Genomic DNA, 20,765 nt, shown 5'->3' on the forward strand with positions numbered 1-20,765 from the left:
GCCATGGCTCCGCCATGGCGCCCTCCTCCGCCGTGCGATGCACGGCACCAGGACCCGCTCCCCGATCCGGCCTGATCCGAACGAAAGACCCTAGGGGCTGTCAGGGAAACGCGAGCGCGTCCGGGCCCAGGGGCGGTACGAGTCCCTCGGCCGCCGCACGCGTGAGCAGTCCGCGGACCGCGGCGTAACCGTCCTCGCCGAGGTCGGCGGTGAACTCGTTGACGTACAGCCCGATGTGCTGGTCGGCGACGGCCGGGTCCATCTCCTGGGCGTGCGCCAGGACGTACGGACGGGAGGCCTCCGGGTCGTCCCAGGCGGCCCGCACCGAGGCGCGGACGGACTCGGCGAGCCGGCCGAGCGTCTCGGCGCCCAGCGCGCGCCGGGCGATGATCGCGCCGAGCGGGATCGGCAGTCCGGTGGTCAGCTCCCAGTGCTCGCCCATGTCGGCGAGCTTGTGCAGCCCGTAGTTCTGATAGGTGAACCGGGCCTCGTGGATGACCAGTCCGGCGTCCACCTTGCCGTCCCGTACGGCCGGCATGATCTCGTGGAACGGCAGGACGACGATCTCGCCGACCCCGCCCGGCAGCGTGTCGGCGGCCCACAGGCGGAACAGCAGGTAGGCGGTGGACTTCTCGCTGGGCACCGCGACCGTACGGCCCGTCAGGTCGGTTCCCGGCTCGCGGGTGAGGACCAGCGGTCCGCAGCCCCGGCCCAGCGCGCCGCCGCACGGCAGCAGGGTGTACGTGTCGAGGACGTACGGCAGGACGGCGTACGACACCTTCAGCACGTCCGACTCGCCGCGCTCGGCCATGCCGTTGGTGATGTCGATGTCGGCGAAGGTCACGTCCAGCGCGGGGGCGCCGGGGACGCGCCCGTGGGCGAGGGCGTCGAAGACGAAGGTGTCGTTCGGGCAGGGCGAGTACGCGATCTGCAGCGGCTCAAGTCTCATGCGGGTTCCAACTCTCCAGTGCGGGCGCCAGCTTCCCGAAGCCCTCGGTGAGGGCGGCGAGGGCGTCGGCGATGCGCCAGGCGGCACGGTCGCGCGGCCCGACGGCGTTGGAGACGGCGCGGATCTCCAGCACGGGCACCCCGTGCGCGGCGGCGGCCTCGGCCACCCCGAACCCCTCCATGCCCTCGGCGAGCGCGCCGGGGTGCCGGGCGCGCAGGGCGTCGGCGCGGGCGGCGGTGCCGGTCACGGTGGAGACGGTCAGGATGGTGCCGGTACGGGCGCCGGTGGCCTCGGACGCGACCCGTACGAGTGATTCCGGCGGGCGGTGGGTGACGGTTCCGAACCCGAGTTCGGTGACCGGCAGGAAGCCGTCGGCGGTCTCGGCGCCGAGGTCGGCCACGGTGACCGCGTCGGCGACGACGAGGGAGCCGACGGGCGCGCCGGGCGGGAAACCGCCGCCGATCCCGGCCGAGACCACCAGGCCGTAGGGCCGGCCGGCCAGCGCGGCGGCGGTGAGGGCGCCGGCGGTCGACGCGGCGGCGAGCGCCGGGCCGACCCCGGCGGCCAGCAGGTCCCATCCGGCGGCCGTACGGCACAGCACCGCACCCGGCAGCCGTACCTCCTCGGCCGCGGGCAGCGCCCGGGCCACCGCGTCCCGCTCTACGGGGACCGCGGTGGCGACCAGGACCCGTGCCGCCGTCGTGATCAGGCCTTCTTCAGCTTGAAGGACCAGACGCCCTCGTTCGACTTGCCGCCCATGCGGATGGAGACCGTGTTGGTGTTGCCCTGGGTGCCGTACTGCGCGCTGAAGAACGCGCTGCTCGGGATCGTCCGGTACGTCTCCTTGCTGGTGTCGGTGAACTGGCGTCCGTTCACCAGGAGGATCCAGCCGGCGTCCGCGATCTTCGGGTCGACACCGACGCGGACGGTCTCGTCCTGGCCGACCTTGATCGACTTGACGTCGTCGGCCTTCTTGACGCACTTCGCCAGCGACTTGTCGTCAAGGGCCTTGCCGTCGTTGTAGCAGAGAGCCTCGGCGTTGACCGAACTCCTGCCGACGGTGATCGTCGCGACGGGTGTCGGCTTGTCGCAGGCCGACAGGACGAGCAGTCCGGCGGAAACGGCGCCGGCGGCGGCGACGGCGCGGCGGCGTCGCACAACGGATTGCAGCGTGGTCATGGCCGAAGGCTATCGGGCGCCCGTGGCCGCCCGCCCACGCGGGGTGCGGCGTGCCCGGTTCGTTACGCCGGCCGTGCCCGCGGCCGGGCGGCCCGGGTCCGGATCGTCACGCCACCCGGGCCCGGGCCCGGGTGCCGTGCCGGGCCGAGGCGAGCAGCCCCCGCAGCGTGGTCAGCAGACCGACGGCCACGAACGCGGCGCCGACCAGCAGCCCCACCGTGCCGTTGAGCGGCATCACGATGCCGACCGCGCCGCCGAACACCCACGCCATCTGGAGCAGCGTCTCCGAGCGGGCGAACGCCGAGGTCCGCACCGCCTCCGGCACGTCCCGCTGGATCAGCGCGTCGAGTGCCAGCTTGGCCAGCGCCTGCGCGAACCCGGCCACCGCGGCGAGGCAGGCCACCAGGAACGCCCCGAAGAACACGGCGGCGATCACCGCGGCACCGAGGACCACCGCGACCACGGTCACGATGATGATCTCCGGGGCGCGGGACCTGAGCCACGCCCCCACGGCCGTCCCCAGGGCGTTGCCCGTCCCCGCCGCGACACCGACCACGCCCAGGGACACCGCCGCGCTCTCCCCGGTCAGCGGGTGCTCGCGCAGCAGGAACGCGAGGAAGAAGATCAGGAAGCCGGACAGGCAGCGCAGGCCGGCGTTGGCGCCGAGCGCGTGCGTGACGGCGGGCCCGACGGTCCGCAGCCCCGGCCGCTTCGCCGGGGTGCGGCGCGAGCCGTGCAGGTGCTCCTCGTCGGCCGCGAGCAACGCCCTGCCCTCGCCCCTGGCCGAGTCGACCGAGGTCGGCAGGGAGAACGACAGGATCGTTCCGCCGACGAAGATCAGGAAGGCGCCGTACAGCGGCCACGGGTCACCTATGGCGTGCAGCCCCGCCGCGACCGGCGCGGCGGCACCGGTGGCCAGCAGCCCGGCGAGGGTCACCCGGGAGTTGGCCTTCACGAGCGAGAACCCGGGCGGCAGCAGCCGGGGCACGACGGCACTTCTCACCACGCCGTACGCCTTCGACGCCACCAGCACGCCCAGCGCCGCCGGATACAGCTCCAGGCCGCCGCTCGCCACCGCGCCCGAGATGATCAGCGCGAGCAGCGCCCGCGCGAGCATCGCCCCGGCCATCGCCGCCCGCCGCCCGTGCGGCAGCCGGTCCAGCAGGGGCCCGATGACGGGGGCGAGCACCGTGAACGGCGCCATGGTGATGGCGAGGTACAGCGCGACCCGCCCGCGTGCCTCGTCGGTGGGCACCGAGAAGAACACGGTGGAGGCGAGCGCCACGGTGATCATCACATCGCCGGCGCCGTTCACCGCGTGCAGTTCGATCAGCTTGCCGAGGCCCGACTCGCCGGCCCCGTGCGCGTGCGTCACCCTGCGGATGCCCCGCGCCGTGCCGGTGACCGGAAGGTGCAGGGCACGCCCCATCGAGCGGACGGCGCCACCCACCCGGCCCGAACCGCCGCCCCGACCCTCTACCTTGTCCGCGGCTGCCACGACGTTCATAGTGCCCCGAGATGGGCTTGGATAGTGCCCTCCGGATGCGTGTGGCGGCGTACAAAGCTCTGATCGGGGCCCGCCGGGGCTTCGGATCGGGTGCCGCGCCCGCCACTCGGCCGGGGCGGGTGGCCGGGTCGGGGAATCCACGAATCCCGCCCGGTGTAGCGTGCCTATCTCAGCCATAACGCAGAATGGATGGCAGAGGTGCGCCCGGGCGCGCGGATGCAGACGTCGATGCGGTCCCCTGGTCCGCTCCGTAGGCGAAACCGCCGGAGGCAGCCGCACTCGATGAGACGGCGTAGGAGAGAAGCGATACCTGTGAGCGCAGCGACCACGCGAAGCCGCACCCCCGACCGCCTGTGCGCCGAGGCCGTCGACCTCGCACGTGCCGCCGCCGAGGAGGCCGCCGCGCCCGGCGAGGTCGGTGAGCACAGCGGCCTGGTGTCCGAGGGCGACCGCGTTGTCACGCACTTCTTCGCGTGCGAGGAGCTGGGCTACCGGGGCTGGCGCTGGGCCGTGACGGTGGCCCGCGCCTCCCGCGCCAAGGCCGTCACGCTCGACGAGGTCGTCCTCCTGCCCGGCCCCGACGCCCTCCTCGCCCCCGAGTGGGTCCCGTGGAGCGAGCGCCTGCGCCCCGGTGACCTCGGCCCCGGCGACCTGCTCCCCACCGACCAGGACGACCTGCGTCTGGAGCCCGGCTACACCGGCGAGGAGGAACCGCTGCCGAGCGCGGCGGTCTCCGAGGAGATGCGGGAACTGGCGGAGGCGGAGGACGCCGACGTCACCCCCGGCACGCCCGCCGCCCAGCAGGCCGTCCCCGCCCGGGGGACGATCGCGGCCGTCGCCGAGGAACTCGGCATGCGCCGGGCCCGCGTCCTGTCCCGCTACGGCCTGCACAGCGCCGCCGACCGCTGGGAAGAGGCCTTCGGCCCCAAGACCCCCATGGCCCAGGCGGCCCCCGCCAGCTGCGTCAGCTGCGGTTTCCTCGTCCCCATCGGCGGCTCCCTCGGCCAGGCCTTCGGCGTCTGCGCCAACGAGTTCTCGCCGGCGGACGGCCACGTGGTCTCCCTCGCCTACGGCTGCGGCGGCCACTCCGAGGCGGCGGTCATGCCCAGACCCCCGCAGCCGGCCGCGCCGGTCATCGACGAGACCCGGGTCGACCCCTTCCCGCTCCGCCCCGCCCGCGACTCCGGCTCCGTCCCGGACACGGGCGACGACGAGACGGCGGAACTGGGCCACTCCTGACCCACCGCCCCCGCGGCCGGGCCGTCCCCCGACCGCAGGCACACCTCCGCCCACACCGTCTTCCTCGGTGACGGCCCGGGCGCCGTGCCCCACCGCCGCGCGAGCGCGTCCACGAGCAGCAGCCCGCGGCCCGCGTCGGCGTCCGGCGCGGGCCGCCCGGGCACGGGCAGCCGGTCACCGCGCGTGTCGGTCACCTCGATACGGAGGGTGTCCCCGACGGCGTACAGCGTCAGCCGGAAGTCCCGGCCCGTGACCCGCCCGTGGGTGGCCGCGTTGGCGGCCAGCTCCGCCACGATCAGCGCCGCGGGATCCGGCGGGAGCCCCCAGGAACGGAGCTGCTCTGTGGCCAACAGCCGGGCCAGCCGGGCCCCTCGGGGCGTGGGTGACAGCTGCACCGTGAAGTTCGGGACGGGGGTGGAGATCTGCTCGTTCACATCGCCCAGGGTGGCCGCGCCTGCTACCTGTGAACAGTGACTGCGCGATTGCGTACGGTCACTGTCCATCGCTTGTCCGGGCGGGTCCGGGCTGTCGAGAAGGGGGTGCGCTGTGAGCGAGGAAGAGGAGCCGGGGTGGGAGGTCGATCCCGACGACGAGTGGGGGCTCGCCGTCATCGCCACCGTGGGGCGCCAGTTGAGGCTGCGCCGGGAAGCCGTGGGCATGCGGGCGTCCGACTTCGGCAGGGCCATCGGGTACGGCGAGGACATGGTCTACAAGGTGGAGGCCGGCAAACGCATCCCCAGGCCGGAGTACCTCGACAAGGCCGACAGGGTCCTGGACGCGGGTGGGCTGCTCGCCGCGATGAAGGAGGACGTGGAGAAGGTCCGCTATCCGAAGAAGGTGCGGGCGCTGGCGGAGCTGGAGGCCAAGGCCGTGGAACTCCAGCTCTATGATCCGCTGAACGTCCACGGGCTGCTGCAGACGCCTGAGTACGCGCGGGCACTGTTCATGATGCGGCGGCCGGCTGTCACGCAGGACGACATCGATCGGGGTGTGAGGGCGCGGACGTCGCGGAAGTCGGTGTTCGCGCGTGATCCGGCACCCGAACTCAGCTTCGTCGTGGAGGAGTGGGTGCTCCGGCGTCCCTTGGGTGGCAGGCAGCTGCTCCGGAAGCAGCTGGAACACGCCCTGGAGGTGGGGCAGTTGCGGAGCGTCGAAATCCAGGTGATGCCGATGGATCGGCCGGAGCATGCTGGAACTGAAGGCGGTATCGAGGTGCTGAAGTTCGAGGACGGTTCGGCGGTCGGGCGCTCTCCGGGTGTGGCCAACGGCCGTCCGGTTTCCGAGCCGAAGCAACTCCGCATCCTCGAACTGAGGTATGGCATCATCCGGGCGCAGGCGCTCTCCCCGCGGGAGTCGCTGGCCTTCATCGAGCACCTGCTGGGAGAGACATGATCCGCTGGTTCAAGAGCAGCCACAGCAGTAGCAGCGATATCGACTCCTGCGTCGAAGTCGGTCTGGACTGGTTCAAGAGCACCTACAGCAGTGGCCCTGACGGCGACTCCTGCGTCGAGGTCGCCGCAGCCCCCTCCGCCGTCCACATCCGTGATTCCAAGCAGACCGGCGGAGCCGTCCTCACCGTGGCGCCCGCGACCTGGACCGACTTCGTCGGGCACGCGGCCACCGGCTGAACTACCCCCGGGTCAGGGTGGTCTCGTGGGCGGTGCGCAACTCCGCCTCAGGCGTGGTCAGTTCCAGGCGGAGGTGGGCCGCACGACCGCGCAGGGTCAGGGTCATGAGCTGGTTGCCGAACCACGGCCCGCCCTGCTTGCGCCAGACCACCGGAGGTCGCTCGCAGCGGCCGTGCCGGGCGAGGAGGCGTCCCAGCAGGCGGGCCGGGGCGCTCCAGCCGAAGCGGAAGCCGACCCGCATCGACAGGGGCACGGAGTTGTGGACGGGTGAGCAGGTGAGCTGGACGACGGGGATGCGAGGTCCGTCGATCGGCCAGGAGGCCCGGGCCAGGTAACCGTGGTGCACGTCTCCGGACAGCACGCACACGCTCGCGGGGCCGTCCGGCGCGGTCCCGGCCTCGGCGATCAGCGCGGCGAGGGAGGCGAAGGAGCGGGGGAAGGCGGCCCAGTGCTCCAGGTCGGCGCGGCGGCGCAGGTACTCGCCGAAGCGGGCCCAGCGCGCCCCGCGTTCCCCGGCGCACAGGGCGGCGTCCCAGTTCTCGGTGTCGTGCACGAGGTGCGGCAGCAGCCAGGGCAGGGACGTGCCGAGGAGCAGGTGGTCGTACGACCCGGGGTCGGACAGCACCTGTTCGCGCAGCCAGTCGGCCTCGCTGGGGGCGAGCATGGACCGGCGGTCCTCGTCCAGGACCCGTGCCGCCCGGGAGTCCACCATCACCACGCGGACCCGGCCGAAGTCGCGCCGGTAGCTGAAGCGGACCGCGGCGGGGTCGGCGTCGGCCCGCGTGGCGAGGTCGCGCAGCGCGCCGGTGCCGTCGGGTGTGGCGCGCACGGCGGCGTAGGCGGGGTCGTCGGCCAGTTCGGCGGGGGAGAGGTTGCCGAGGTGCTGGTGGACCCAGTAGGACATCAGGCCGCTGAGGAGCCGTTCCTGCCACCAGTCGGTGGCGCGCATGTCGGCGAGCCAGGAGGCGGAGGTGTTCCAGTCGTCCACGACGTCGTGGTCGTCGAAGATCATGAAGCTGGGCACGGTGGACAGCAGCCAGCGGACCTCGGGGTCGAGCCAGGACTCGTGGTAGAGGTGGCAGTACTCCTCGTAGTCCGTGACCTGGCTGCCGGGCGCCTTGTCCAGGTCACGGCGGCCGGCCAGCCAGCGCCGGGTGTCCTCGGAGGTCTCGTCCGCGTACACCTGGTCGCCCAGGAGCAGCAGGACGTCGGGGCGCTGGGCGCCCGGGTCGGCCGCCAGCCGGGTGGCGAGGGTGTCGAGGGCGTCCGGGCCGACCGGGTCCGTGCCGTCGGCCGGGGGCGCGGCCCAGCGGCAGGACCCGAAGGTGACCCGGACGGCGTCGCCGGCGCCGGGTGACCGGATCACGGAGGGCGGGAAGCGGGAGTCGGGCAGGGGCCACACCGGGGCGTCGTCCAGGAACACCTCGTACGACGGTGAACTGTCCGGCCGCAGCCCGGTGACCGTGACGAGTGCGTAGTGGTGTCCGGCCACCTGGAAGGTGGGGGCCGTGCCGCCCGCACCGTCCGAGCAGCGCACCTCCACCGTGCAGGGGCGGCTCGTCTCGACCCACACGGTCGCGCACGAGTCGTCGGTGTACCTGAGTACTGGTCCCAGACGCAGTTCCGGCACGTGTGGGCCCTCCTGTCTCACACCGTACGGATAGGAACGACCGTAGCGACCGTACAGGGCGCGGCGGACGGCGGTCGCCCCCGGTCCCAGGTCGTGGGTCTGGCTTCGGTCTCCGGGGGCACGTGGGAGAAAGGTGAGGTCCGGCGGGGTGGCCCCGGCGAGTGGCCAGGCGGGAGAGGCGGTCCATGGCCGAGCACGAGCAGGTGACGGAGACACGGGGCACCCACGGCACGGTGAGGGAGGACGACCTGCTGCGGGGTCTGGAGGTGGACGACCGGCAGCCGGAACGGCCGGTGCTCCTGGAGGCCGACGGCGGGCCGATCGAGACCTGGCGGGAGAACCATCCCTACGACAGCAGGCTCGGCCGACGCGAGTACGAGCGGACCAAGCGGATACTCCAGATAGAGCTGCTCAAACTCCAGCGCTGGGTGAAGGAGACGGGCCGGCGGGTCGTCGTGGTGTGCGAGGGCCGGGACGCGGCCGGCAAGGGCGGCACCATCAAGCGGATGACCGAGCGGCTCAACCCCCGCGGGGCCCGCGTGGTGGCGCTGGACAAGCCGACCGAGCGCGAGGCGGGACAGTGGTACTTCCAGCGGTACGTGACGCACCTCCCGGCCCGCGGCGAGATCGTCTTCTTCGACCGCTCCTGGTACAACCGGGCGGGAGTCGAGCGGGTCATGGGTTTCTGCACGGAAGCCGAGTACGAGCAGTTCCTCGTACAGACCCCGATGTTCGAGCGGCTGCTCACCGACGACGGCATCCTGCTGGTGAAGTTCTGGTTCTCGGTGTCCCGCGCGGAACAGCGCACCCGCTTCGCGATCCGCCAGGTCGACCCGGTACGCCGCTGGAAGCTCTCCCCCACCGACCTGGCCTCCCTCGACCGCTGGGACGACTACACCGCGGCCAAGGTGGCGATGTTCCGGGCGACGGACACGGCACACGCGCCCTGGACGGTCGTGAAGAACAACGACAAGCGGCGGGGCCGGCTGGAGGCGATGCGCAGTCTGCTCGACCGCTTCGACTACCTCGCCAAGGACGACACGGCGGTGGGCACCCCCGATCCGCTGATCGTCGGTGCGGCGGACACCCTGCTGGAGCCGGGTGAGGAACCCACGGCGCTGTCGCCGACGCCGCTGGCCGGGCCCGGCAACGGCCCCGGGAACCATCCGGGCCGATCGTGACGGCCGGCCGCTTCCACAGCTGAGGAGACACAGACCATGGGGACGGTGGTCCATGTCCCGCAGACACGGGACATGATCGGGGAGGAACTCTCCGGCGACGAGGCCTTCACCGCGCTGCGCCGCTACGGGGGCGTGCGGCTGCTGCTCGACGCGTTCTCCCGGTTCCGCTACGCCGACGGTTTCACCAACGCGCGGGCCCTCGGCTTCCAGATCGTGCTGGGCATGGTGCCGCTCCTCATCGCGCTGGTCGGCCTCGCCACGGCCGCGCACACGGAGAGCGTGGGGCGCGTCATCGAGCTGACCCTGCGCGGGATCGTGCCGGGGGGCGGCTCCGACGTCATCCAGGACGCGCTGCGCGGCACCCGCCGCACCGCCGGCTCCGACCTGTGGGGCAAGGTCGCGCTCTGCCTGGGCCTGGCCTTCTCCGTCCTCAACCTGGCGTCGGCCATGGGCCAGGTCGAACGGGGCGCCAACCGCATCTACGGCATCGAACGGGACCGGCCCTTCCCCCGCAAGTACGCCAGGGCCGTGCTCCTCGCGTTCGCCGCCGGCGTGCCGATGGTCCTCGGCTTCCTCGTCCTCGTCGCGGGCGAGGCCGTCGGCGCCGCGACGGCCGAGACGCTGGGCCGGCCCGCGCCCCCGGCGTGGTGGGGCGCCCTGGAGGTGCCCGTGGGCACGGCCCTCGCGTGGATGGCGTCCGCCGTCATCCTGCGCTGGTCGCCGCGCCGGGACCAGCCCGGCTACACCTGGCTGGCGTTCGGTTCCGCCGTCCACCTGGTGCTGTGGGTCATGGCGACCTGGCTGCTGGCCCTGTACGTCTCCCGGAGCGGCTCCTTCGGCGCCGTGTACGGGCCGCTCACCGCCTTCGTGGCCCTGCTGCTGTGGGCCAACCTGACGGCCGTCGCCCTGTTCCTGGGCATCGCGTTCGCCGCCCAGCTGGAAGCCGCGCGCGCCGGTCTGGGCCGCGCCGTCAACCCGGATCCGGGGCCGGGCCCCTGACCCGGGAGGCGGGGCACCGCCGAGGGACGTTCCCCCTGGCCACTGACGTTCCCGGGCCCGGGCCACCGCCTCCCGCCCCGCGGCCGCCCCGCCCCTTCGGTCTCCCGCCCGTCCGCGCTGTACCTTCGTCCTCACGTCGACGAGGAGAGTGAACGTGAGCAAGTTCGTGCGGCCGGCGGCCGAGGGCGCCGACCCCTTCGGCACCGCCCGTCTGCGCCGCGGCGTTCTCGACGCCTGGGCCACCAGCCCCGCCCGGTTCCGTGAGGACGCCAACGCCGAGGAGGACCTCGTCCTGGGCGGCTACCGCGACCGGCTCGTGGTGGAGCTGGCCCAGAACGCCGCCGACGCCGCCGCCCGGGCGAACGTGCCGGGACGGCTGCGGCTCACCCTCCGCGACGGCGTCCTGGTGGCCGCGAACACCGGCGCGGCCCTGGACGCGGCCGGCGTCGAGTCGTTGTCCACGCTGCGGGCCTCCGCGAAGCGGGACGCCGGGAGCACGCACGGCGCCGTCGGCCGGTTCGGCGTCGGTTTCGCCGCCGTCGTCGCGGTGACGGACGAACCGGCGGTCGTGGGGCGGCACGGCGGGGTGCGCTGGTCCCTCGCCGAGGCAAGGGAGCTGGCCGCCGACACCGCCCGGCACAGCCCGGGGCTCGGTGACGAGGTGCGGCGCCGGGACGGACACGTGCCCCTGCTGCGGCTGCCCTTCGCCGCCGAGGGCACCGCTCCGGACCCGTACGACACCGCCGTCATCCTGCCGCTGCGGGACGCCGCCGCGGCCGGTCTGGCCGAGCGGCTGCTCGACGCCGTCGACGACGCGCTGCTCCTCGCCCTGCCGGGACTCGAGGAGGTCGTGATCGAGGTCGAGGCCGCGCCGGCCCGCACCCTGCGCCGGCGCGACGACGGCGGCCTCACCGTCGTGGAGGACTCCCGGGAGGGAGCGACGGCGTGGCGGACCGCGTCCGCGCACGGCCCGCTCACTCCCGACCTGCTCGCCGACCGGCCGGTGGAGGAACGGCTGCGGCCCCACTGGTCGGTGACCTGGGCGGTGCCCGCCGACGAGCAGGGGCGGCCGGTGCCGCCCCGCACGAACGCCGTCCTGCACGCGCCGACCCCCAGCGACGAGCCCCTGGGGGTGCCCGCCCTGCTCATCGCCTCCTTCCCCCTCGACACCACCCGCCGGCACGCGGCGCCCGGCCCCCTCACCGACTTCCTGGTGCAGCGCGCGGCCGACGTCTACACGGAACTGCTCGCCCGGTGGCGGCCGGTGACGGACGGGATCATCGGCCTCGTGCCCGGGCCGCTGGGCCGGGGCGAGCTGGACGGGGCGCTGCGGCAGGCGGTCCTGGAGCGGCTGCCGCGGACCGCCTTCCTGCCGCCGGCCGTCGAGGCGGACGGCGACGAGGAACTGCCCGAGGCGCTGCGGCCCCGGGACGCGGAGGTCGTGGAGGGCGCCGGGGCCGGCACCGTGCGCGTCCTCGCCGAGGTGCTGCCCACGCTGCTGCCCGCCGGGCTGGAGCGGCGCGCCGAGCTGCGCACCCTCGGGGTCGCCCGGCTGCCGCTCGCCGACGCCGTCGACCGGCTGGCCGGGCTGGAGAAGGACCCCGACTGGTGGTGGCGGCTCTACGACAGCCTCGCCGGCGTCGACCCCGACCGGCTCTCCGGGCTTCCGGTGCCCCTCGCGGACGGCCGTACGACCGTCGGGCCCCGGCAGGTCCTCCTGCCCACCCCCGACGCCGCCCCCGTCGACCCGGACGTCCTCGGCCGGCTCGGGCTGAAGGTCGCCCACGAGGATGCCGCGCACCCGCTGCTGGAGAAGCTGGGCGCGCTGCCCGCTTCACCGCGCGCGGTGCTGACCACCCCCCAGGTGCGGGCCGCCGTGGCCGGATCCCTGGACGAGGGCGGCGGGATCGGCTGGGAGGAGGACGCGCCGGACGCCGAGGAGCTGGCCGAGACCGTCCTCGCCCTGGTCCGGGACGCCGCGCTGGAGCCGGGTGACGAGCCCTGGCTGGGTGCCCTGGCGCTGCCCGACGAGGACGGGGAACTCTCGCCCGCCGGTGAACTCGTCCTTCCCGGCAGCCCGTTCGCCCGGGTGATCCGGGAGGGCGAGCTGGCCGCCGTGGACTCCGGCCTGGCCGAGCGGTGGGGCGAGCAGCCGCTGGCCGCCTGCGGGGTGCTCGCCGACTTCGCGCTCGTCCGCGCCACCGACGTCGTCCTCGACCCGGACGAACTGGACCCCCGCGAGGGCGACTACGCCGAACCGGACGACGCCGGCCTGCTGGACGCCGTCGACGTGTGGTGCGAGGACATCCTCGACCGGTTCCCGGACAGCCCGGTGCCGCCGGTCGCCACCGAACTCGTCGCCGTCCGCGACCTTGACCTGGTGGACGACGCCCACTGGCCCGAGGCACTGGCCCTGCTGGCCCGGCCGCCGCTGCGGGACGCCGTGACCCAGCCGGTGCGGATCCTGCTGCCCGACGGCACCCACGAGGCCGTACGGCCGTACACCGCCTGGTGGTTGCGCGGGCATCCGGTCCTGGACGGCCGGCGTCCGGCCGGTCTGCTCGCCGCCGGCGGGGACCCGCTGCTGCGCGGGCTGTACGACGAGGCCGACGCCACCGGGTTCGGGGACGAGCAGGTGCTGCGGGCGCTCGGCGTGCGCACCTCCGTCGGCGCGCTGCTGGACGAGCCCGGTGGCGCCGCCGAGCTGCTGGACCGGCTCGCCGACCCGGACCGCCCGGTCACGGCCGCCCAACTGCACGGCCTGTACGGGGCGCTGGCGGAACTGGACCCCGAGCAGGTGACGCTGCCGGACGAGCTGCGGGCCGTGGTCGACGGCCGGGTGGAGGTCGTGGACGCCGGTGCGGCCGTCGTGGTCGACTCCCCGGACCTGCTGCCGTTCACCTCCGGGGTGCCGCTGCTGCCGGTCCGGCCCGCGGTGGCCGCCGAGCTGGCCGAGCTGCTCCAGGTGCGGCGCCTCAGCGAGTCCGTCACCGGCGAGGTGCACTCCGAGGGGACCGAGCACGAGGTTCCCCGCCCCGTGCGGGTGCTGCTCGGGCCGCGTACGCCGGGCACCTACGTCGAGCACGGTGAACTCGTCGTGGACGGCGTCGAGATCGACTGGCGGCTCACCGACGACGGCGTGCTGCACGCGGCCACGCTGGAGGGCGTCGCCGCCGGGCTGGCGTGGGCGGCGGGGCAGTGGCCGCGGCGGTTCGAGGTGGCCGCGCTGCTGGAGGACCCGTCGCGGACGGAGGAGCTGGCGCGGGACCGGTGGTTCGACTGAGCTCGACGGTAGTTTCAGGAAAATCTCATCAGTAGTACAACCTTTCACTATGTCCCCACGTCACATGTGCGGAGTCACACGACTTCCCAGATCTGATCGTGGGGACAACACATGCGTTTTCGAGTCTCTGTCGCCGTCGTCGGCGGTGCCCTGGCCCTGTCCGCCCTCGCCGTGCCGGCCGCGCAGGCCAGCGGCAGCCAGGGCGACACCAAGATCACCAAGGTGGTCGTGGACGGTGACAACAAGGTGTCGGTCGGCATCTCCAGCGCGGTCACCGTCAAGGTCAGCGTGACCGCCACCGACGGCTCGGGGATCAAGAGCGCCGACGAGTTCGACCTCTACGGCCCCGACTACGGGTACGCGACGACCGGCAAGCCCACCTGCACCAAGGTGAACGCCACCACCTCCACCTGCACCGCCTCGGTGAAGATCGACCCGAAGACGGACTACCTCACCAACAAGAGCGCCGGCACCTGGTACGTGGACGCGTGGGTCGACGCCAACGACGAGGACTACATCTGGAAGGAGAAGGCCGGCTCCTTCTCCTTCCAGCGCGCCGCCAAGCTCACCGTCAACGCGGCCCCCGAGCCCGTGACGAAGGGCAAGACCCTCACCGTCACCGGCGCCCTCACCCGCGCCAACTGGGAGTCCCTGAAGTACGGCGCCTACGGCTCGCAGGCCGTCAAGCTCCAGTACCGCAAGAGCGGCTCCAGCACGTACACCACGCTGAAGACGGTCACGGCGGACTCCAAGGGCAACCTGAAGACCACCACCACCGCCTCGGCCGACGGCTACTACCGCTACTCCTTCGCGGGCAACTCGACCACCGCCGCGGTCAGCGCCGCCGGTGACTTCGTCGACGTGAAGTAACCGGCCGGGATTTCAAGCACCTTCTCCATCAGGGACAAGAACACATGCGCTTCCGTGCCACCGTGGCCGCCGTCTCCGGCGCCCTGGCCCTCTCCGCCCTCGCCCTGCCGGCCGCGCACGCGGCCGACGGCGGGGCGTCCTACCGCGCCGGCGTCGCCGAGGCCCTCGCACGGCACACGTCCGGCAAGGCGGCCTTCACCGCCACCGCCGCGCCGATCGGCGACCTGGACGTGTCCTTCTCCGACTTCAGGATCGCCAAGGCGGTCAAGGTCGGTACGACCAACCGCGTCTCCACCACGGTCACGTTCACACTGACCCACGACGCCGGCCTGGACCCGACCGGCGACGGGTTCGCCACCGGCCCGCTGATCTACCGCGGCTCCTCCGACGACCCCGACAACGTCCTGGGCGGCGAGGACCCGGCCACCTGCGTCAAGAAGACGGCCACGACGGCCACCTGCAAGGGGCCGATCGACATCAACCCGCGGGAGACCGACGCCGACCTGAAGCTGTTCAACAGCCAGGCGGGCACCTGGCACGGCGCGGGCCTCGCCCTGGACATGGTCAACGACAAGTCGGCCGTCCAGTTCGGCCTGGGCACCACCCTGGTCCAGCGCGTCTCCACGCTGACGGTCAACGCCTCCCCGGAGCCGGTGAAGAAGGGCAAGACCCTCACCGTGACGGGCAAGCTCGCCCGCGCCAACTGGGAGGACCACAAGTACCACGGCTACACCGGCCAGTCCGTGCAGCTCCAGTTCCGCAAGAAGAGCTCCAGCACCTACACCACGCTGAAGACCGTCAAGACGGACTCCACGGGCAACCTGCGGACGACGACCACGGCTACCGCCGACGGCTACTACCGCTTCTCCTTCGCCGGCACCACGACCACCCCGGCGGCCAGCGCCACGGGTGACTTCGTCGACGTGCAGTAGTCAGGCGGCACTCCTCCTGGAGTGTCACCCGCTCCGTCCGTCGCCGCCCCGGACAACGCACGACCGGGGGGCTGCCTTCGCAGGCAGCCCCCCCGGTCCCGGGTGGTGTGCGAGCGAGGTGACGAGCAGACCTGTCCCGGTTACGTGAGTCTCAGGCCGGGAAGCGGCGGTCCACCCACCTCCACGCGAGAGTCAGGGTGGCCGCCGCCCCCGCCGCCACCCCCGCCGCGGTCCACGGCATCGGCACGCCGACCAGTTCGAGCGCGAAGAAGTCCCGCAGGGCCGGTACCACGAGGACGAGCAGGAACGCCACGCCCATCGCCGCCACCAGCGCCACCCGCCACCAGGTGTAGGGCCGGGCGATGATCGCCAGCACCCACAGGGAGATCAGGAACAGGGTCAGGGTGGCCGCGCTGGTCTCCGCGTCCAGGGCGCCCGGGCCGGTGTAGTGGTGGCGGGCGAGCAGATACGTCACGAAGGTCGCCCCGCCGGCCACCACGCCGCCGGGGACCGCGTACCGCATCACCCGGCGCACGAAGTGGGGCTGTGCCCGCTCCTTGTTGGGTGCCAGGGCCAGGAAGAAGGCCGGCACGCCGATGGTGAGCGTGGAGAGCAGGGTCAGATGCCGGGGCAGGAACGGGTACTCCACCTGCGCGCACACCACCAGCACCGCCAGCAGCACCGAGTACACGGTCTTGACCAGGAACAGCGTCGCCACGCGCGTGATGTTGCCGATCACCCGGCGGCCCTCGGCGACCACCGAGGGCAGGCTCGCGAAGCTGTTGTCCAGCAGCACGATCTGGGCCACCGCCCGGGTGGCCTCCGAGCCGGAGCCCATGGCCACACCGATGTCCGCGTCCTTCAGCGCAAGGACGTCGTTCACGCCGTCCCCGGTCATCGCGACCGTGTGCCCGCGTGACTGGAGCGCGCCGACCATGTCCCGTTTCCGCCGCGGGTCGACCCGCCCGAAGACGGTGTTCGAGTCGAGGGCCTCCGCCAGGGCCGGCCGGTCGTCGGGCAGCCGGCGTGCGTCCACCGCCGTACCGTCCAGGCCCAGTTTCGCGGCGACCGCGCCGACCGACACCGCGTTGTCCCCGGAGACGACCTTGGCGCGGACGCCCTGCTCGGCGAAGTAGCGCAGGGTGCCGGCCGCGTCGGGGCGCAGCCGTTGTTCCAGTACGACGAGTGCGGTGGGGCGGGCGCCCCGGGCCGGCTCGGCGTCGTCCAGGTCGCGGCTCGCCCGGGCCAGCAGCAGGACCCGCAGCCCCCGCTCGTTCAGTCGCCCGGTCTCGGCCAGGGCCGGGGCGCCGGGGTCGAGCAGGACGTCGGGGGCGCCCAGCAGCCAGGTGCTGACCTCGCCGTCGCCCTCGCTGAACGCGGCCCCGCTGTACTTGCGGGCCGAGGAGAACGGCAGCGACTCCACGCACCGCCAGTCGTCGCTGTCGGGACAGGCGTCGATGATCGCCCGGAGGGAGGCGTTGGGGCGGGGGTCGGACTCGCCGAGCGCGCCGAGGACCTTGCGTACGTACGTCTCGTCCGCGCCGTCCAGCGGCCGCAGCCCGGTGACGTCCATGCCGCCCTCGGTGAGCGTGCCGGTCTTGTCCAGGCAGACGGTGTCCACGCGGGCCAGTCCCTCGATGGCCGGCAGTTCCTGCACCAGGCATCGTCTGCGGCCCAGCCGGATGACGCCGATGGCGAAGGCCACGGAGGTGAGCAGCACCAGCCCTTCCGGGACCATCGGCACGATCCCGCCGACCGTGCGGGCGACGGCGTCCGCGAGGCCGTTGCTCTTGACGACGAGCTGGGTGACGACGAGTCCGACGGCCGCCGGGACCATCATCCAGGTGACGTACCTGAGGATGGTGGAGATGCCGGTGCGCAGCTCGGAGTGGACGAGCGTGAACCGGGACGCCTCCTCGGCGAGCTGGGCGGCGTAGGCCTCGCGGCCGACCCGCGTCACGGTGAAGGCGCCGCCGCCGGCGACCACGAAGCTGCCGGACATGATCCGGTCGCCGGGGCGCTTGACGACCGGGTCGGCCTCGCCGGTGAGCAGTGACTCGTCGATCTCCAGGCCGTCCGCCTCCGCGCACACCCCGTCGACCACGACCCGGTCACCGGGGCCGATCTCGACCAGGTCGTCCAGGACGATCGCGTCGGTGCCCACCTCGGTGGCGGCCCCGTCCCGCCGTACCGTCGGCCGGGCCTCCCCGATCACCGCCAGCGAGTCCAGGGTCTGTTTCGCCCGCCACTCCTGCACGATGCCGATACCGGTGTTGGCGATGATCACGAAGCCGAAGAGGCTGTCCTGGACCGGCGCGACGCACAGCGTGACCACCCACAGGACGCCGATGATCGCGTTGAACCGGGTGAGGACGTTCGCCCGGACGATCTCCCGCAGCGACCGGCTCCGGCGCACCGGCACGTCGTTGACCTGCCCCCGGGCGACGCGTTCCGCGACCTCGGCCCCGCTCAGCCCGCCCGGCCGGCGCACGGGCGGGGCCACGGGGTGGACGGGGTCGAGTTCCGCACCCGCGTCTGTGGGGGTCATGTTCTCGACGGTACGTGCGGATGTGTCCCGTCGCCCGCCGGATCGGGCGGGCCGGGCGACTCCCGGCCGGAGCCGGACGTACCGGCGTGGCGACGACCGGGTGCTCGGCGCGAACGGCGGCGAACGGCTACTCGGCGGGGGCCGGCCTCGGCGCGGCGGCCCGCCGGAGCGCCGCGTCCCGCCGGCGCACGTACCAGACGCCGATCAGGCCCAGGCCGCCGCCCGCCAGGCACGTCCACAGCCACCACAGGTGCCCGTGGTCCTGGAACCAGCCGTAGAAGGGCAGCTGGACGAGGAAGAGCACGAACCACACGATCGTGCCGCCGGTGATGGTGGCGACCACGGGGCCCTCCAGGGGCTCCGGCGCTTCGTGCTGAGGGGTCCACTTGGCCATGGGGACAGCTTACGAGGCGGCGCGGACGCGGCGTGCGGCGCGGACGTGAGCAGTTCTACGCGCGGAGATAGCGATCTTCTCTCTCATACCTTCATACTGAAACCGTTTGTCTCTGACCACTTCCGCTCGTACGAAACTCCAACGGGGCTCGGGGGAACCCCGCTGGTGATGAGGTTGCGCATGTCCACCTCGGCCCCCGCCAAGGTCCCCACCCCCGAGAAGCCGGGCGGTGCGTCCGGCTCCGGTCCCCTCGACCGCTACTTCAGGATCTCCGAGCGCGGCAGCTCCGTCGCCCGTGAGGTCCGCGGTGGCTTCGCCACCTTCTTCGCGATGGCGTACATCATCGTGCTGAACCCGATCATCCTGGGCAGCGCGAAGGACATGTACGGCCACCACCTGGACAACGGCCAGCTGGTGACCGCCACCGCGCTGACGGCCGCGTTCACCACGCTGCTGATGGGTGTCATCGGCAACGTGCCGATCGCGCTCGCCGCCGGCCTCGGCGTGAACTCCGTCGTCGCGCTCCAGCTGGCGCCCCGGATGTCCTGGCCCGACGCCATGGGCATGGTCGTCCTGGCCGGCTTCGTGGTCATGCTGCTGGTCGCCACCGGCCTGCGCGAACGGGTGATGAACGCCGTGCCGTTCGGCCTGCGCAAGGCGATCGCGATCGGTATCGGCCTGTTCATCATGCTGATCGGCCTGGTCGACTCCGGGTTCGTCACCCGGATGCCGGACGCGGCCCAGACCACCGTCCCGCTCCAGCTGGGCACCGGCGGTCACCTCACCGGCTGGCCGGTGCTGATCTTCATCCTGGGCGCGCTGCTCACCTTCGCACTCATCGTCCGCAAGGTGCCGGGCGCCATCCTGATCTCGATCGTCGGCATGACCGTCCTCGCGGTCGTCATCAACGCGGTCGCCACCGTCCCGTCCTGGGGCCTGACCGTCCCGAAGTGGCCGGGCAACCCGGTCTCCACGCCCGACTTCGGCCTGGTCGGCCACGTCAGCCTGTTCGGCGGGTTCTCCAAGGTCGGCGTGCTGACCGGCATCCTCTTCGTCTTCACGGTCCTGCTGTCGTGCTTCTTCGACGCGATGGGCACGATCATGGGCATCGGTGACGAGGCCAAGCTGACCGACGCCCAGGGCTACATGCCCGGCATCAACAAGGTCCTCTTCGTGGACGGCCTCGCGGTCGCCGCGGGCGGTGCCAGCTCCTCCTCGGCCACCACGGCCTTCGTGGAGTCCACGGCCGGCGTCGGCGAGGGTGCCCGCACGGGCCTGGCGAACGTCGTCACGGGCGGCCTGTTCGCGGTGGCGCTGTTCCTCACCCCGATCGCCACGATGGTCCCGTCCCAGGCGGCCACCCCGGCGCTGGTCGCGGTCGGCTTCCTGATCCTGTCGAACTCCGTCAAGGAGATCGACTGGGCCGACTACACGATCGCGATCCCGGCCTTCGTGACGATGCTGATGATGCCGTTCACGTACTCGATCACGAACGGCATCGGCATGGGCTTCATCACCTTCACGGTGCTGCGCCTGGCCGCCGGGCGGGCCCGGGAGATCCCGGTGGCGATGTACGCCGTCTCGGCCGTCTTCGCGTTCTACTACCTGATGCCGGCCCTGGGTCTCACGTGAGTCCTCACCTGCCTCACCTGACCCCGTAGAACCTCTCCGTCTCCTCGACGGCGGCCTGGAACCGTTCGTCGAAGTCACCGTGAATGAGCGTCCGGACGACATAGTCCTGGACGCTCATTCCTCTTTTCGCCGCGTGGTGCCGGAGCCGCTCGAGCAGCTCCCCGTCTATCCGCAGGCTGAGCACACTGGTCCCCATGCGTACGAGGGTCGCCACATCCGGCCGGCCGGTGCGCCGCTTTCCGTGACCGGCTCACCCGTACGGGTGATTGATGCGCGCAGTGGCGGGCATCACGGGCGGTGCGGCCGTTCCGAGTGGTCTTTAGCGAGAGTAATGAGTTACGCTAAAGAACATGCCGGACCTCACCCATGGCGACGACGCTGCCGCCGTGAACTCCCTCCGCTCCGCCGTGATGCGGCTCTCCCGTCGGCTCAAGCACCAACGGGTCGACGAGTCGCTGAGCCCCACCGAGATGTCGGTGCTCGGCACCCTCGCCCGCTGCGGCTCGGCCACCCCGGGCGAGCTGGCCCGCAAGGAGCACGTCCAGCCGCCCTCGATGACCCGCATCGTCGCGCTGCTGGAGGCCAAGGGGCTGGTCCGGCTGGAGCCGCACCCCGAGGACCGGCGCCAGAAGGTCGTCACCCAGACCGAGCAGGCCGAAGCCATGCTCGAGGAGAGCCGCCGCAAGCGCAGCGCGTTCCTGGCAGGCCTGGTCGAGGGACTCGACGAGGACGAATGGGCCACCCTGCGCGCCGCCGCCCCCGTGCTGGAGAAGCTCGCACACCTGTAAGCAAGC

The 20,765-nt window shown here is 72.8% G+C and carries 18 protein-coding genes and 1 pseudogene; 10 read left to right on the forward strand and 9 right to left on the reverse strand.

The features are described from left to right. Positions 1-100 precede the first annotated feature (100 nt). From ACF1BE_RS11995 to ACF1BE_RS12010, 4 genes are all read right to left on the reverse strand, one after another. Positions 101-949 (reverse strand): 1,4-dihydroxy-6-naphthoate synthase, encoded by an 849-nt coding sequence (locus ACF1BE_RS11995; RefSeq protein WP_392198879.1) that lies wholly within the window; start codon positions 947-949, stop codon positions 101-103. Then, complete coding sequence (locus tag ACF1BE_RS12000) at positions 939-1,655, reverse strand: futalosine hydrolase (RefSeq protein ID WP_392199129.1); 717 nt, start codon at positions 1,653-1,655, stop codon at positions 939-941. Before ACF1BE_RS12000 ends, ACF1BE_RS11995 begins: the two co-directional genes overlap by 11 nt. Beyond that, positions 1,655-2,128 carry a DUF2771 domain-containing protein gene (locus ACF1BE_RS12005; RefSeq protein WP_392198880.1) on the reverse strand — a complete coding sequence of 158 codons (474 nt, stop codon included), beginning with the start codon at positions 2,126-2,128 and terminating at the stop codon, positions 1,655-1,657. Before ACF1BE_RS12005 ends, ACF1BE_RS12000 begins: the two co-directional genes overlap by 1 nt. Positions 2,129-2,234: 106 nt before the next feature. After that, positions 2,235-3,635 (reverse strand): MFS transporter, encoded by a 1,401-nt coding sequence (locus ACF1BE_RS12010; protein ID WP_392198881.1) that lies wholly within the window; start codon positions 3,633-3,635, stop codon positions 2,235-2,237. Positions 3,636-3,947: 312 nt separating this feature from the next. Between ACF1BE_RS12010 and ACF1BE_RS12015 the strand changes: the two genes are divergently transcribed. Beyond that, positions 3,948-4,874, forward strand: a complete 927-nt coding sequence (locus ACF1BE_RS12015) for a DUF3027 domain-containing protein (protein WP_392198882.1) — start codon at positions 3,948-3,950, stop codon at positions 4,872-4,874. 41 nt (positions 4,875-4,915) lie between these two features. On the opposite strand, the pseudogene ACF1BE_RS12020 reads toward ACF1BE_RS12015, so the two are convergent. Then, a pseudogene (locus ACF1BE_RS12020) lies at positions 4,916-5,308 on the reverse strand (ATP-binding protein); the annotation flags it as partial. Between the two features lie 112 nt (positions 5,309-5,420). On the opposite strand from ACF1BE_RS12020, the gene ACF1BE_RS12025 reads away from it, so the two are divergent. After that, on the forward strand, positions 5,421-6,266 hold the full coding sequence (locus ACF1BE_RS12025; RefSeq protein ID WP_392198883.1) for a helix-turn-helix transcriptional regulator: 846 nt from the start codon (positions 5,421-5,423) through the stop codon (positions 6,264-6,266). Beyond that, positions 6,263-6,502, forward strand: coding sequence for a DUF397 domain-containing protein (locus tag ACF1BE_RS12030; RefSeq protein ID WP_392198884.1), 240 nt, complete (start codon positions 6,263-6,265; stop codon positions 6,500-6,502). The genes ACF1BE_RS12025 and ACF1BE_RS12030 overlap by 4 nt, the downstream gene beginning before the upstream one ends. 1 nt (position 6,503) lies before the next feature. Here ACF1BE_RS12030 and ACF1BE_RS12035 read toward each other — a convergent pair whose 3' ends face one another. Next, a complete protein-coding gene (locus tag ACF1BE_RS12035; RefSeq protein ID WP_392198885.1) occupies positions 6,504-8,132 on the reverse strand; it encodes an alkaline phosphatase D family protein in 1,629 nt (542 codons plus the stop codon). 185 nt (positions 8,133-8,317) lie between these two features. Here ACF1BE_RS12035 and ppk2 point away from each other — a divergent pair, with 185 nt between their 5' ends. The 5 genes from ppk2 (at position 8,318) to ACF1BE_RS12060 (ending at position 15,397) form a co-directional block, all read left to right on the forward strand. Next, positions 8,318-9,313 (forward strand): polyphosphate kinase 2, encoded by a 996-nt coding sequence (ppk2, locus tag ACF1BE_RS12040; RefSeq protein ID WP_392198886.1) that lies wholly within the window; start codon positions 8,318-8,320, stop codon positions 9,311-9,313. A 36-nt stretch (positions 9,314-9,349) separates the two neighbouring features. Continuing rightward, complete coding sequence (locus ACF1BE_RS12045; protein WP_392198887.1) at positions 9,350-10,312, forward strand: YihY/virulence factor BrkB family protein; 963 nt, start codon at positions 9,350-9,352, stop codon at positions 10,310-10,312. 154 nt (positions 10,313-10,466) lie between these two features. Further along, positions 10,467-13,595, forward strand: coding sequence for a sacsin N-terminal ATP-binding-like domain-containing protein (locus tag ACF1BE_RS12050; protein ID WP_392198888.1), 3,129 nt, complete (start codon positions 10,467-10,469; stop codon positions 13,593-13,595). 111 nt (positions 13,596-13,706) lie between these two features. Further along, positions 13,707-14,465 carry a calcium-binding protein gene (locus tag ACF1BE_RS12055; protein ID WP_392198889.1) on the forward strand — a complete coding sequence of 253 codons (759 nt, stop codon included), beginning with the start codon at positions 13,707-13,709 and terminating at the stop codon, positions 14,463-14,465. 44 nt (positions 14,466-14,509) lie between these two features. Then, a complete protein-coding gene (locus ACF1BE_RS12060; protein ID WP_392198890.1) occupies positions 14,510-15,397 on the forward strand; it encodes a hypothetical protein in 888 nt (295 codons plus the stop codon). Positions 15,398-15,548: 151 nt separating this feature from the next. On the opposite strand, the gene ACF1BE_RS12065 is transcribed toward ACF1BE_RS12060, so the two are convergent. Then, positions 15,549-17,945 (reverse strand): HAD-IC family P-type ATPase, encoded by a 2,397-nt coding sequence (locus ACF1BE_RS12065; protein ID WP_392198891.1) that lies wholly within the window; start codon positions 17,943-17,945, stop codon positions 15,549-15,551. A 127-nt stretch (positions 17,946-18,072) separates the two neighbouring features. Then, positions 18,073-18,339 (reverse strand): DUF2530 domain-containing protein, encoded by a 267-nt coding sequence (locus ACF1BE_RS12070; RefSeq protein WP_392198892.1) that lies wholly within the window; start codon positions 18,337-18,339, stop codon positions 18,073-18,075. A gap of 180 nt (positions 18,340-18,519) precedes the next feature. Between ACF1BE_RS12070 and ACF1BE_RS12075 the strand changes: the two genes are divergently transcribed. After that, entirely contained in the window at positions 18,520-19,971 is a 1,452-nt protein-coding gene (locus ACF1BE_RS12075; protein WP_392198893.1) for an NCS2 family permease, read from the forward strand. 13 nt (positions 19,972-19,984) lie between these two features. Here ACF1BE_RS12075 and ACF1BE_RS12080 read toward each other — a convergent pair whose 3' ends face one another. Further along, positions 19,985-20,167 carry a ribbon-helix-helix protein, CopG family gene (locus tag ACF1BE_RS12080; RefSeq protein WP_392198894.1) on the reverse strand — a complete coding sequence of 61 codons (183 nt, stop codon included), beginning with the start codon at positions 20,165-20,167 and terminating at the stop codon, positions 19,985-19,987. A 154-nt stretch (positions 20,168-20,321) separates the two neighbouring features. On the opposite strand from ACF1BE_RS12080, the gene ACF1BE_RS12085 reads away from it, so the two are divergent. Further along, positions 20,322-20,759, forward strand: coding sequence for a MarR family winged helix-turn-helix transcriptional regulator (locus ACF1BE_RS12085; protein ID WP_392198895.1), 438 nt, complete (start codon positions 20,322-20,324; stop codon positions 20,757-20,759). The last annotated feature ends 6 nt before the right edge of the window (positions 20,760-20,765 follow it).

The sequence above is a fragment of the Streptomyces sp. NPDC014991 genome, assembly GCF_043080665.1.
Taxonomy (GTDB): Bacteria; Actinomycetota; Actinomycetes; order Streptomycetales; family Streptomycetaceae; genus Streptomyces.